At 40.2% G+C, this 14,530-nt stretch carries 5 protein-coding genes and 1 pseudogene; 3 read left to right on the top strand and 3 right to left on the bottom strand.

The features are described 5' to 3' along the window. Positions 1–10: 10 nt before the first annotated feature. Positions 11–3,238, top strand: a complete 3,228-nt coding sequence (locus AW17_RS02660; RefSeq protein ID WP_029274552.1) for an error-prone DNA polymerase — start codon at positions 11–13, stop codon at positions 3,236–3,238. Positions 3,239–3,356: 118 nt separating this feature from the next. Here the strand turns inward: AW17_RS02660 and AW17_RS02655 are convergent, their stop codons facing one another. Both AW17_RS02655 and AW17_RS02650 read right to left on the bottom strand, forming a co-directional pair. Further along, positions 3,357–9,014: a P-loop domain-containing protein gene (locus tag AW17_RS02655; protein ID WP_029274551.1), complete on the bottom strand. Its 5,658-nt coding sequence runs from the start codon at positions 9,012–9,014 to the stop codon at positions 3,357–3,359. A 52-nt stretch (positions 9,015–9,066) separates the two neighbouring features. Continuing rightward, positions 9,067–12,228 carry a sacsin N-terminal ATP-binding-like domain-containing protein gene (locus tag AW17_RS02650; protein WP_029274550.1) on the bottom strand — a complete coding sequence of 1,054 codons (3,162 nt, stop codon included), beginning with the start codon at positions 12,226–12,228 and terminating at the stop codon, positions 9,067–9,069. A 582-nt stretch (positions 12,229–12,810) separates the two neighbouring features. Here AW17_RS02650 and AW17_RS25470 point away from each other — a divergent pair. After that, positions 12,811–12,948 (top strand): annotated as a pseudogene (locus AW17_RS25470) (competence protein CoiA family protein); the annotation flags it as partial. After that, positions 12,949–13,617: a competence protein CoiA family protein gene (locus AW17_RS02645; protein ID WP_483414141.1), complete on the top strand. Its 669-nt coding sequence runs from the start codon at positions 12,949–12,951 to the stop codon at positions 13,615–13,617. It abuts the pseudogene before it with no gap. A 20-nt stretch (positions 13,618–13,637) separates the two neighbouring features. Here AW17_RS02645 and AW17_RS02640 read toward each other — a convergent pair whose 3' ends face one another. Continuing rightward, positions 13,638–14,393: a metallophosphoesterase gene (locus AW17_RS02640; RefSeq protein WP_029274548.1), complete on the bottom strand. Its 756-nt coding sequence runs from the start codon at positions 14,391–14,393 to the stop codon at positions 13,638–13,640. Positions 14,394–14,530 lie beyond the last annotated feature (137 nt).

The raw sequence follows: 14,530 nt of genomic DNA, 5'->3' as shown, positions 1-14,530 counted from the left end.
GGGAGGATGTATGAGTTATACAGAATTACAGGTTACCACAAATTTCAGTTTTTTAAGGGGTGGCTCGCATCCTGAAGAAATGGTAGAGCAAGCTGTAGCACTTGGCTATACGACCGTTGCAATTACGGATCACAATACCCTTGCAGGCATTGTACGGGCGCATATTGCAGCAAAAGCAGCCGGCATACGCATCATTGTTGCCTGCAGGCTGGATCTTGTTGACGGCCCGAGTATTCTGGCGTATCCAACAGATCAGCAGGCCTACAGTAATCTTTCAGCCATACTCACTCAGGGTAACCTACGGACAGAAAAGGGCAGCTGCGAAATATACAAAGCAGACGTTTTTCGTTATTGTGCAGGCATTAAATTTATAACAGCACCTCCGGGAAAACTAAACAATGAGTTTGATTTTGATCCTGCCTTCAAATCCGCCATCAAAGAATACAAGAGCGTGTTTGGGTCGAATTTATACCTGGGTGCCTGTTTTTCCTATAAAGGTGATGATGCAAAAAAATTATTCCGTATCTCTGGATTAGCAGACGAAATAGGTGCACCGATGGTAGCCACCAATGACGTATACTTTCATAGCCATGAGCGGCGGGAACTGCAGGATATTGTAACCTGCGTGCGAGAGAAACGTACAATATACAATGCCGGTTATCTATTGCATCAGAACGCAGAGCGGTACCTGAAACCTGCGCAGGAAATGGAACGGCTGTTCCGCCAGTACCCGGACGCGATCAGGCGCACCCAGGAAATCGCAGTGGCCTGCACCTTTTCACTTGACAGCCTGAAATATATTGAACCGGAAGAAAAGATCATTGACGGGCTTGCACCACAGCAGCGTTTAATAAAATTCACCTTCGAAGGCGCACATGGCCGCTATGGAGCAGCAATACCTGTAAAGATCCAAAAGCAACTAGAATTTGAACTTGATTTTATAGAGCGGCGTAAGCTGGCCCCTTATTTTTTGCGGGTTTATAAATATACCCAAAAGGCACAGGAACTTGGTATTCTTTACCAGGGGCGAGGCTCAGCTGCCAATTCAACTGTCTGCTATTGTTTATCCATCACTGCTGTTGATCCCATGAAATCGCGCTTGTTGTTTTCCCGGTTTATGTCCGATGCCCGCGAGGAGTGGCCTGATATCGATGTCGACTTTGAGCATGAGCGCCGCGAGGAAATTATCCAATACATCTATGAGGACTATGGGCGGGAACATGCTGCCATTGTTGCCACCGTTACCCAGGTGCATTGGAAGGGCGCGGTGCGTGATGTGGGTAAGGCAATGGGCCTGTCTGTAGATGCGGTGGACCGGTTGTCGAAGTCCGGCTATGAGCTGACACCGGAGTGGCTGGAAGGCAAAACAGGTTCCAGTGAAGGTTTTGATCCAAAAGACCCACACCTGTTAAAAGTGCTGAACTTAACGCAGCAATATGTTGGGCTCCCACGTCAGCTGGGGCAACACACAGGTGGCTTCGTGATCACCGACAATCTGCTTTCTGATATTTGCCCTGTACTCAACGCGAGGATGGAAAACAGGACTCAGTTGGAATGGAATAAGGACGATCTGGAAGCTTTGGGTATTTTGAAGGTAGATGTATTGGCGCTGGGGATGCTCACCATGATCCGAAAGGGCTTTGATCTGGCTAAGCAACACTATGGCCTTGATTTAACATTAGCCAATATTCCCCAAGATGATCCGAATGTATATGAGATGGTTAGCCATGCCGACACCATAGGTGTTTTCCAGATCGAGAGCAGGGCGCAGATGTCCATGCTGCCCCGCTTGCGTCCGAAATGTTTTTATGACCTGGTGATCGAAGTTGCTATTGTACGGCCTGGCCCGATCCAGGGCGATATGGTACATCCATACTTGCGCCGTAGAAACGGAGAAGAACTGGTAGACTACCCTTCCAAAGAACTCGAAGAAATACTGGGTAGAACGCTGGGGGTTCCACTTTTCCAAGAGCAGGCCATGGAGATCGCCATTGTTGCTGCCGGCTTTACCCCAGGTGAGGCCGATCAACTGCGGCGCAGTATGGCATCTTTCAAAGCCAACGGTAAGCTGCACCTGTATGAAAAGAAACTTGTAGATGGCATGGTGGCCCGTGGTTATGAAGAAGATTTTTCAAGACGGGTATTCAAGCAGCTACAAGGCTTTGAGGGGTATGGCTTCCCCGAAAGCCATGCGGCTTCCTTTGCGTTGCTAGTTTACATCTCCTCGTGGCTGAAGTGTTATTACCCTGATGTATTTGCTGCCGGATTGTTGAACAGCATGCCAATGGGATTTTACCAGCCCGCACAGATCGTTATCGATGCGAGAAAGCATGGTGTTGAAGTACGTTCGGTTGATGTCAACCTTTCGATGTGGGATAATATATTGGAAGAAAAATCCGGTAAATACTGCGCTATGCGATTGGGCTTCCGTCAGATCAGCGGTGTGCGGGAAGAGGAGATAATACTGCTGATAGAACAAAGGAACAACCCCTACAACCACATGTATACATTAATGGAAGCAGGTGTATCTTTAGCTACGCTTGAAAAACTCGCAGATGCAGATGCCTTCCGGTCTATGGGCATGGATCGAAGACAGGCATTGTGGCAAGTTACCGCTCTTGCTGACCGTCCTATTGGGTTATTTGAAGGTCATGAAATAAACCACACAGAAGAGCAGAATATCCAGCTACCCAAAATGTCGCTGTCTGAGCATGTGGTTCAGGATTATGGCAGCACTGCGCTATCTCTAAAGGCACATCCGGTAAGTTTTGTACGCCAGGAATTGTTCAATCGCCATGTGCTTACAAATAAGGAACTGGCACTTTGGCCGGATGGAACGCTGGTACGAGTTTCCGGTCTGGTATTGGTCCGCCAAAGACCGGGCACAGCATCAGGGATCTGTTTCATTACCATAGAGGATGAAACCGGGGTGGCTAATCTGGTTGTGTTTAAAAAGCTCTTCGACCGCTACAGAAAGGAAATAATAAGATCGAGACTACTTATGGTAGAGGGCCAACTGCAGAGGGAGGGAGAGGTTACACACGTTGTTGTAAAGCGTTGTTTTAATTTATCCTGTTTATTGCAGGAATTGACTGTTACAGATCAGGAAGCCGATTTACTCACTCTATCGCGTGCGGATGAAAATAACGGAGAACCTTTCCGCAATTCTAGCGCCAAATCAAAAGTAAAGAAAGTAATACAGACTGAACTTTTCCCAGAAGGAAGAAATTTTAAATAATACACACTGTATTATCAAAAGCTGAAAATTACCGATTTACAAACAGTAATTTTCAGCTTTTCGAATTAGTCAACTTGGAAAAATTAATCCCAGAAGCTACGTAGCGGCTACAAATTATCTATGAGATCTTGTAGGTAAAATATTTACCCGGCATCCCTATCCATGCAACTATTTTTTGATAGAGATCTTCTCGAATAAGTAATTCGCCACCGCTTAACTTTGGAATTTCGTCACTTAACCTATCAGTTGCCCCGAGTGCCAGATAATCTGATTTCCAGGCATTAAACTTTAATCCAACATCTCCTTTTTTATCAATGGCATAAAGACCTTTATTAAAAGGCTGAACCGTAAGTTTTAAGTGATCAACTAGTTTAGAATGCACCCATAATAATACGTAGTCCTCCAAACCATCTGATTCTTTTTGGAAAAACATCATAGTTTGCTCCTCATTAAAAGGGGTTTTATTATCGAAAATCGACTCGACTGGTTGGAGATATGTAGAAAATGGAAATTCCACACAATCGAGAGCTGTGAACTGTACGGCCGCAAAAAGTTTTATCTCGCTCAATTTAAACCGCTGATTCTCGATTAATTCCAATTCATAATGTGCCAAACGTATCCAACCATTTTTACTGCTCGGTGCCGATGTATTATATTTCTCAGAAATCTGCGATGGTTTTGTTAGAGAATTATCCCTACTACAGATCGATTCGCAGTAGGCAACTATCCCCTTTAACATGAGCTTCATTTCTCTGATTACAGAGCGTCGTTCAGACGTTTTAAGTAGGCTGTTGTATAGATCTTCATAGAGTTCTGTATTAATAGAATCGAGAATATGGTCAGCGAAATAAATATTGCTCGTAGTTCTCTCATACATTCTATTAGCATATAAAGCAAGATCTTCAGTTTCATTAAGTTGCTTTTCAAATTCGTTTTTTGCTTTTTCAAATGCAGGCGCAAGCTCCACAAAATAAGATTCCATTCTAATGTGTCTATGATTTCGAGACCTAAAAAAATTGAATTCAGCCTCTGACATCGGCCTGTATCTCATTTTAGGTGGTAGTGCAACCAGCTTCCGTAGGGGTAAATCAAGAATCTCTTCTATCATAACATCCAATAGAAACCTTCTGGTTGGATATAAAACTATCAGATATTCTTTAAATTTTTCACCATATCCTTTATTGTTCAAGTTATAGTCATAGATTAACTGGAGAATGGTAAGTTGAATGCTAGGTTTAAAATTCTTCCATTGAGTAAAAAACCAACAGAAAGGTTTAATCAGTTTGTTTTCATCCGTATAAAGTATACCTACTAATCCAGATAGTGCCCATTGAAACCGTTCTGTAGTACCTGCTTTAAAACGTGTTAATAGTATACAAAATAATACTTCTTCTCTAGTCATCTCAAAGGGTAACTCCAGCTCCTCTTGCCAATTAATTGGAGTCGTATCTGGCAGTCGCCTGCTCATTGAATCAAAAATGTGTAACCATGAGGTTTTGAGAATATCTGGTTCTATTCCGACAACCGAAAACGCATTAAAAAGGTTTCCTGAGAAGCATTTAGGATACCCGCTATCAAAGGCCGTTTCCATCTTTTCTCTTAGTATCGAAACAGCTGCCTTGTCATCTTGTCTATAGGCTACAATAAATGCTTCTTTATTGACGAGAGCGTCAAAGTAGCCACTTATATCATTCATAAAGCTCATCATTCTGTAGTACTCCTCCATTTGTTCACCATCATGAAATATTTCTTCAAGTTCCCTGGGTCTTCCATCAAATCGGTAATTATCACTGAAAAATGCTTCAATAAGGGGTCTATGCTGTTCTGGTTGATTTTTGATCTGTTCAAAAAGATAAAAAATCGATTGCCACTCATTGTTCAGAATCAGTTTCTTGCTGAAGTAATCTGATAGTTCACTTTGGTCCATATCACTAAAATCTTTTCGCTCTCTTATATTTGCACCAATTGAATGATCTTTTTCAATCGATTTAGTGTATGGCTTTTGTTCTTTAATGAGCTTCGGATCAATTCTGCTTTCTGAGTCTAGCATGTTGATCACCAGCCTTAAATTCTTAGCCTGAAGTAAGTCGATTTTATTCCGAAATGCAGGTTTAAATTTTTCAAAAACTGTCCCCAAATACCTTTCGGCAGCTAGCCAATCAAGCTCAGACAATTTGTGGAGCAACACTAAACTATAGTCTAAGAATTTATGTGAGGACAATACTGGGAAGGTGCGTGTAAAATACATTTCCAGAATGGGGTCGACGTCTCCATCCATGTATTCAAGCATATGTGCAAGGCTATCTTCCCACCGCCAGTCTAATCTGGCATATGCAAGTTGATTTAGGAGATAAATAGCTGAACGTTCAGGATCTATTTTATTAAACTTTTCAAACCAATCCACAGGAAAATGCTGAGTGCTTTTCCCATCCGTATGATTAACGACAGCATTTACTAGTGGTAAAATTCTCTGAATACTTTCTAAGCCCATCTCGATATCTACTTGATGCAGACTTTCGATTGATACAAGCAAATCTTCAATTGCCATATCCCTGCGAAAAGTATACCCAAGCGTAAAATTCACGCCATTTCTCAAATGTGCTTTAGATTTTACGATGTCTATTTGAGTATATAAAACAGCAAGGCGGTAATAATACTCTGCTATGTAACTATGAAGATGATATTGCTTCTTATGTTCAAGTAACTCTTCCAGACTTTCCGCAATGTAGGCCCGATTCGTATTACCTGAATGATCTAATAACATCTCAAACAGTTTATCAGTCGTCAGCGGCCCCATAAGACTTTTTTGCAAACTCGTAGAGGTTCCTTCACTAACTTTTATAAGGCAATCAACAATACTCGGCCAGATTTTACTATCGGTTACAAGTCTTATACCTTTTTCAATAGATTCCCAAATATACCTACGTATCCCGTAAAGGTCGGTTGTCCGTGGCGCTCCTTTAAAAGCCTCGGTGTCGCATGCTAAAAGATGGAAACAATCGAGAACTTTAGCTTGATCAGAAATTTCTTCGAGTATAAGGCGTTGTATTTCAATAGAAAAAATTAGCCAGTTATTAAACCAGTTAATATTACTGAGTTGATCAATATAATAATTGTAAACCACATCTTCGCTATTCGCAACACCCTGTATAAAATCATCGAGAGTTATTAGATTTTCATCGTCCACCCTGTCAAATGCCTGCAATTTCATCCAAAGGCTTTCTAGTTCGAGTGGAGGTGGTAAGGAAGGCGTATATTGATTATATAAATTTCTAATGGTATTGTCATCCTTCAAAAGCTGAATCACAAAATCGTTGTCGTCAAATTTCTCTAACACCTGTTGAAAAATATTTCCGTATCCAGAGTTCTCATTTTCCACAAGTTTTGCTCCAATGCGTGTAATTGCAGTTAGATTCTCGCTTTCGATATGATAGGACAAAGCCAGCGTAAAAACCTCATATGCATCATCAGCATTTTCGAATTTTGTACCTTGGTAATAATCCAAATAGATCTGCCAAGGCGCACGCACATTGTTGTCGAAGCACAATTTGCATACCTGTAGCCCTTGCTTAAGGCCCAAAGTTGGCTTGCCGTCATAGACAAGATAATCGGCAATTGTATAGAAACCATCCATGTGACCAATCGCCGTTAGGTAACACAAAAGGTTTTCGTCAAATGCGTCGCCGGTGGTAGACATAACCTTATTTAGCTCAGTAACTAGGAATATGTCGGATAAGGCCCCCTTTCGAAGAGTGGCTTTTGAAATATAATCAACATTGTCCTTAATCAGATCCCAGTATTGGCCTGCCAAAACCGAATCGTAAATAAAATCGTTCGAGCAATATGGAAGAAGTCTTTCGAGATTTCCGTTTTCGAAGACAAACTGGAAATAATATCTGAAGCTTTTAGGATGGTTAATCACTCCATTTGATTCCATCCATGAAGTGACCGGTTCAAAAATATTCTTTGTTATTGAAATATTATTTCTTTCAAGTTCAGCTAATATAAAACGGCGGAAGCTTTCATGGTAGATACTATAGCCATTCTGAGATACGTTGAGTTTAATAACAGGTAATAAGGCAGAAAGAGACTCTTCTACATAATCGCCATCTCCAGTTATGTCCTTTAGTTCCTGAAGGGAGAGGGTGAAATTTACTCCGCTTAATATACGCGGAACCTGTTCACGAAGATTAAGTTTATTCAATAGGTATTTATAGTATGCTTGAAGCCCACTATCGTAAGAGGGAATCGCTTCAAGCGTTTGAAGATCTATCTGGCCTAGTTCTTCAATTTCCTTTAAAATGTAACGTAAATACAATGGATTTCCATTTGTCTTTCTTTTTAAATAAACCGACAGTTCCTCTCCTTGTAACAACAATGAATCTTCGATGTTAATTTTGTTCAAATATTGTTTAATCTGTACTATCTCCCAAGGGGGTAATTTAAGCTGTTTAAAAGCACTTAGCCCTAAAAGCTTTGCCATAGGCTGAGCGATAACGAGTATTCTTACATAGGGAGACGGTTGAAGTTTTTCAATGGCACCAAATATATCTATTTCAGACTTCGTGATCTCGCTCTCCAGTCCACGGGAGGCATAAATCCGCTCTACATGATCAAGCCCATCTATCACCAAAATTGTTTCTTCCTCAATAGATGACAACAGCAAATTTAATTCGTCTAATGTACTGGCGAAAAATCGCTGCTTTTTACTCTTTAGATTGGGGAAGAGTTCAAGTATTTCATTAATTAGATTGCCATAAAAAACATTTAGCAGAATTCGCTGTGTTTGATACTTGTCACTAAGGTCGGTATAACACAAATGACGGATCAATGGTATGTTTCTACATTGAAGGTATGTCTTTAAATTTTCAATCAGCCAAGATTTGCCCATGCCGGGCTCCCCCGTTACTGCTAATAGCTGATAAGATCTTAACTCAGACACCAAGATTTCGTAAATCGAATCGGTACTAATATTCTGTGAGCCTATAACTGGAAAACTTTGCTCGATAGCACCATAGTCTGTTTTAATCCCAAAATGATTATAAATATCATTTGTAGACAAAGAGGAGCCAGAGCTACGATGTTTTCTCACTTTGGCCATAAGCGCCCATACAAACTCTTCTTTTGAATACCTGTCATTAGGGAAATAGCCAATACCTAAGCTATCGACTTTTTCGAGAACTAACCTTTCAAGTGGTCCGGGATTTTGCAGGTCCTCGGTAAATTTGGGCATTTCGAGTTCCAATCTGAAAACTTCCAAAAAATCCGCGAATAGAGTACGATTTAAATTTTGTCCCCTGAACTTGTTCCAGCCTTTGGCCGGGGTTCCACCCTCTGGCCAGAATTTTTCGATGTTAAAGCGGAGTACAGTCGTATCGAAATTTTCAAAGGAGCTTCGACTTGGGGCAGTTTCCATAAGATCCATTAAAGTTGAATCTGGCAGACTCCAGGCTAAACAGAGTCTCACCTCATTTGGTTTTTTCCTACTCGTTGCCCACGAAACGAAGAGACTATGTAGTGCAAGTTGATAGTTCCCATCATTTGCAATATCGTCCTTACTAAGCCTATGGTCATTGTGATCATTACTATATTTAATTTGTTTCTTAAACACCTCGTCCTGGCACCGAATAGTCAGATCATCAAATCTATCCTCTTTGTATTCCTTAAGATCGACAAGAAAGTCCGAATTCCGTTGCTTTACAAGGTCATCCAAAATAAAATAAGTATTCAATAGGTCCTGATAACTGTAACCCTCATGTGCGTCTCCTAATGCCATAAATAATTATTGTGAAATAAAAAACGAATACAATCCAACAGGGCTGGACCTGTTAAATTAATAGCGCGCCATCCGCTATCTTTTGTTGTAGAAACTCAATTAGAAAACTCTCAAAAACCTTAAGGCTTTCTCCGCTTACGACATAGCTCATAGGTATTCTTGTTCGAAAATCACCATCAAGATTGATAGAGTCTGGCATATCAACCTCATCAAGAATATCGATTAGGTGTGAAACTCTATCGCCAATATCTCTTCCGAAATACATGCAATTTTCAATCTCTGATATATCCTCTACCTTCAATGCATCCTCGCCGTCGTATTCTGTCAGATCTACAGAGCAGAGCGCATACCGATGTTTTTCTTTAAAGGCTTTTTGGGTTTGGTTCTTTGACATCCGTATCGGATTATCACTATCCCACCTTGATTTAACCTCAATAAAATAGACCGGAGTTTCCTTAATGCGTATAATTATATCCTGTCCATTTTGTACATCCTTGACATCAGCCTTGACTTCTTCTGCCAAAATTTCTTTAAGACCATCACGTAGAATCCTCTCTATATGCCTTCCCAACATATATTTATGGTCAAAATTGGCCGTCTCGTGCTGTTTCGCAAGCACCGCCGCCCGACCAAGCGTTAAGATTTGATCAAAGTTTGGATCATTTCCTAACGTCGCAAGTTCATTTATTTTATCAGGGTGCATACTCAAAATAGCGAACGAGTCTTCCCCGTTGGCCAGATTGACCAAAATCGATGAGCGCTGAGCATGAATTAAGGGATAATAATTCGCATAGTCTGAATTGCTCTTAAATGTGTCTACAATTTTTAGAATCTCCGGCTTATATGGGTGGCTATTAAGGTTGATGAGATCATTATCACCAAAGAAAACTCCTTCGATCTTTTCAGTTACATTTCTGATTGTCTTTTTCTCCTTGACTTTTAAAAAGTCGGAAAATCCATTGTGAACCAAGCCCGTGCGAATAGGCAGGTTGGGCTTGAGTACAGTATCGTAAAGATCTAAAATTTCAGAAGGAACCGGAGCGTCGATTTCAAGTGAAGCTTGTTTACAAAGCTCATTAAGTTGGTTCGGGAAAACGGGCAAAGCTCCGAACATTTCTTTATAAGCATCAAATCCGGAAATATTCAATATCTCTTTCAAATATTCAATATTTTCTGCAACCCAGTCAGTACTTTTCTTACTGAGATCATTAAGCATCAGACGTACTAGCAGTCGTTGCACAGGCCTAAGGTCCAACTTGTCTTCTTCTATCTGTGGCAACAAGATCAGAGTTTCATCCCTAGTATAAAGTCTGCTGACCAATTTTGCCATTTCAGCAGGGACGCTTGCAGAATCTAAGTTTGCATTGAGCTTGCAGTAGTCGATGACTTTATCTAGGAAATCATCTTCGAGTTCTTCTGCTAAAGTATTGTCGTTTACCTTAGAAGCAATAACATCAAGAATTTCCGTTGCGTAATTTTTCCGATTATAATCGGAAAGATCTAGACTAAACTGAAAATCATGATCAACGTGCCGTTTAGGGACTTCAGGCATTATCACATTGGCTATAGAAATAAGTTCTAGGCTTATATTCACGGGATTATTTAATCCATCGTTGCCCATCAAGTATCTGAAGTCCCCAAAGATGTTAGGCAGCAATCGGTGTGAGTTGAAAAAATGACCTTTGCCGTTTGCAATAAGAAAACGATAAAATTTTTGAAGGTCGTCTTTCTTTTCAAATCTGGATAACACGGCTTCGGCTTCAATCTTGATAACAAGATCCTCAGCGCGAATGTAATTTAGTTGATCCAAGCTCCATTCGTCCACCCTTGCAGTCCACTCAGTAATTAGCATTTTCTGAGGTAAGTTCGGAAAGAATTTTTCAGTAAGTGGGTAACATGAAATAAAACCTTCATCTAAAGAAAGTAGTTCGTTGTCTAAAAAGCAAGCCTCTGTTGGGCTTATAGATCCCTCCTTAACATCTACCAATGGCAAATCTTTGAAGGTTTCGATCCAAGTTTTCTTTAATCCAGAAAAATAAGAATTAAGAAATTCATCATCGCCGTCTATCTTAAAATTGATTGTTGACAGATAGATGCCATTAGATATTTTGTTAACCTTGGCTTTAAGGAATTCAAATAACCGTAAAGATGCATTTTCCAGTAACAACTTGTTTTGCGCTTCATCTTTGGCGTTTGACTCATTGTCCGAGTTTAAATAAAGTGAGTTTCTAGGCTCTGTTGGCTGAAACTGTCGAGAGTGAAAAATAAAGTTGCATCCTAGGTTTTCTGTTCCAATCAATGGATAATAAAGAAACAAGCGTGGCAGTTTTTCATCCAAGCGGAATGCGTTGTAATCTTTGTCAACCGGAAGAATTATCGTGGTTTTCTTATCGTTGGTCTCGATATAACATACTTCTTTTCTCCTGATCCCATCGATAAGAATCGGCCTGACCATCATTTCATTTTGGTCATACAACTCTGCTTTTTTATATGTAGTCTTAATTCCGTCCAGCCCACGAACTTCGACACTAAAAAGATTAGGATTGATAGTCATCACATATGGAAGTATAAGTCCTAGTGACTCTATAGCTAATTTTGCTGCAGATTTATTTTGCTCAGATGCGAATTTGTAGGTGAAGCTTGTTTTCGGATATGGGGATACGATTGGATCTCTAAACTTTTCGAGTAATGAAGTAACCTCAAGCTTTAAATCCCTTATCGAATTTGCCAATACTTTCCAATTGTCGGTTCGGCGATCAATCACAAAATTATTTAAGGGTATATAGCCATCTCCCTTTCGAATTGCGCCATCAATAATCAGTTCCTTTCCGAATACATGGGTCGTCATGAATCCAGTACCATACTGGCCCACAGGATCTTCATCTGTATAGAACTTCTTTTTCTCCTCTAGAGTTTTCGAACTAACCTGTTTAAACAAGCAGTCCAATGTCATTGGCGTGAATGGAACTCCATTATGGCTAAATTGCAGAGAGTCGTTATCCAGACAAATTTCGACTTGGCAATTATTGCTAAGGTCAACCGCGTTTTGAAATAGCTCCCAAATGGCCCGGTTTGCGTCATGTTGATTAAGCTTTTTTATCCCTACGATGATTTTATTGGCATGTTGCCGCATATCATTGATTTCGGATTGTTTTTTATAGTCCTCGGCAGTTTCTATTGACTGCATTTCTGATAAAATATCTTTCTCTGGCATTTATTGAGCGTTAATTGTTCCTCTTTTAAGTTTTTTTTGCGAATGAGCACTACCTATATTGTCAAGCGGCAGACTATTATAAATACCCACACTATAACTACTGCCTAGGCAAGTTCACATTGCAACAATAAAGATATAATACGACACAACAAAAGTTGGTATTAAAAATACTGACATTTCAGTATTCAAATCTTTCTAATAACTCTCTAATATATAACTCTCAAGTTTGATTTTATCAAGAGTAACGACAATGGAGTACAAAAAAAGGGGTTACATGCATAAAAAAAAAACAATATCTACTAAGGCATCCTGTAAAACTAACCGACTGCTGAAAACTCTAAAACACTACTCATGAAACGGATTATCGCCTACGTATTAACAGATGCCGAAATGTATCACAGGCCTGCTTGGGTGCCATTTCTGTTAAAGTTATGTCTACCAAAGTAAACCCTGTTTGCGTAACCTATCGCTGCAGTAATAAATTATAATGGAAGTTTTGGAAGATTGCGAAGACACTTTGAATATAAATCAATTTTAACCATTTTTATATTTAGGTACCATTTAAAATTAACCTGAATTGATATGATCCGATATGCTAGCGTAAATGGGGAGATCAGGGCTCCTGAGACCAGACTGAAAGGCCTTTGTCCAGGGTGCGGTAATCTCGTCACCTCAAAGTGTGGCACCATTAAGATCCATCATTGGGCTCATTTGAGAAATATGGATTGCGATCCCTGGTGGGAGCCGATGACGCAATGGCACCTAGATTGGCAGGATTATTTTCCAAAAGAGTGGCGCGAAAAAGTGTTCAGGGACGAGGTCACCGGCGAGTTTCACAGGGCGGACATACAAACTCCGACAGGTATTACCATCGAGTTTCAACATTCTCCCTTATCAGTTAATGAGTTACTTGGCCGAAATAATTTTTACAAAAAGCTGATATGGGTTGTAAACGCACAAAACTTCAAAAATAACATAAGACTGACCACAGCAATACCCGACCCGCGTTCTCCAATAATGAATCCCTTCAATTTTTCGGTTTCTCCCGAAGGACTTGCAAGTTTTCCTCAATACTTTGTGAAAGACGATCTTCAACACGGTCCTGCAGTCTACCGTAAAGGTCTTAGTGATGAACAACTGCAGGCCATTGCGGATTGTCATAAAAGCACTCCAGAAACATACTGGTTGTTCAATTGGTCATATAAACATCGGGCCTGGTTAAACAGCAAAGCACCGATTTTCCTGGACTTTGGAGAAGATACTTTATACTGGATCAGGAAAAGAGAGCAGGTCGGCACACCACTTACATACCTTCAATGTATTGAAAAGGACGATTTTATTAAAAAATATGCCGTCAATGAAGTGCCGGGTCATGTTAATAGAGATTAGCATAAAAATAGCGGCTGGAGTCATTGGTCCCTAAAATTCTCAGGATAAAGTTCCGGGAGCGGATCGGATTGCCAGAATACCTTTTTGTTAATATCCATGATCGTTAATTTTCCCGCATGGCCTGCACCGGTATCGATGTTGATAATATTAAATAGTTTCAGTGGTTTGTCTTTTGGGGTCCGTGTATGACCGATATATATTTCCTTGAACTTTGTAGCGATATTGAATTCTTTTTTAAGCTCAGCATTTGAACTATACTTAAGCGCATCGCTCCAAAGATCTCTATTCCAAAAATATTCTTCCATTTTTTGGCTGTTAAAACCTAGGTCACGTTTGAACCCAGCATGTAAAAAACACCGCTTTTTATTGTCGATGTAATACAATGTTTGGTTTTGGAAAAAATCCATATGGGCTTGGGGGATATCTCCCGAAACCAGTGAGGTTTTATACCCGCTTCCTGTGGCAAAATAACGGCCTGTTTTGCCGCATTTATTAAGGTATGAAATGAGTGTGCCTTTCCCTCCATATGTCCAATAAAACGGGTGAAAATCTGTTCTAATAAATTCGGCGAACCAGTCATCGTGATTCCCTTTAATGGCAATAAGATTCTCTATTTTTAAAAGTTCTTCTACAACTTCATAGACTTCAGGGTACCCGTCAGCTATGTCGCCAAGTTGAATCAGCCGATCATTTTTATAATCGAAGTCAGATCTTTCCAAACACTGGAGCAATGCCTTATAGCCTCCGTGTATATCTCCAATAACCAGTGTCCGCATAGATGATTGTTCTCTTTTTTCAGTTCCCTGTCAAATGTGAGACAATTATACATGACTTCAAAGTCCTTTCTAGACTTTAAATACTTTAGGGAGCTGGTAATTCTTAAGTTTTATCTTATCCCAAATATTGACAGTGG

Origin of the sequence: Pedobacter borealis DSM 19626, assembly GCF_000708285.2 — a bacterium.
Lineage (GTDB): Bacteria > Bacteroidota > Bacteroidia > Sphingobacteriales > Sphingobacteriaceae > Pedobacter > Pedobacter borealis.
This window is presented reverse-complemented; position numbering and strand designations above follow the sequence as displayed.

Coding starts and splice junctions, on each gene's coding strand:
- AW17_RS02660 (WP_029274552.1), top strand. CDS start 11: ATGAGTTATACAGAATTACAGGTTACCACAAATTTCAGTTTTTTAAGG.
- AW17_RS02655 (WP_029274551.1), bottom strand. CDS start 9,014: ATGGCATTAGGAGACGCACATGAGGGTTACAGTTATCAGGACCTATTG.
- AW17_RS02650 (WP_029274550.1), bottom strand. CDS start 12,228: ATGCCAGAGAAAGATATTTTATCAGAAATGCAGTCAATAGAAACTGCC.
- AW17_RS02645 (WP_483414141.1), top strand. CDS start 12,949: ATGGATTGCGATCCCTGGTGGGAGCCGATGACGCAATGGCACCTAGAT.
- AW17_RS02640 (WP_029274548.1), bottom strand. CDS start 14,393: ATGCGGACACTGGTTATTGGAGATATACACGGAGGCTATAAGGCATTG.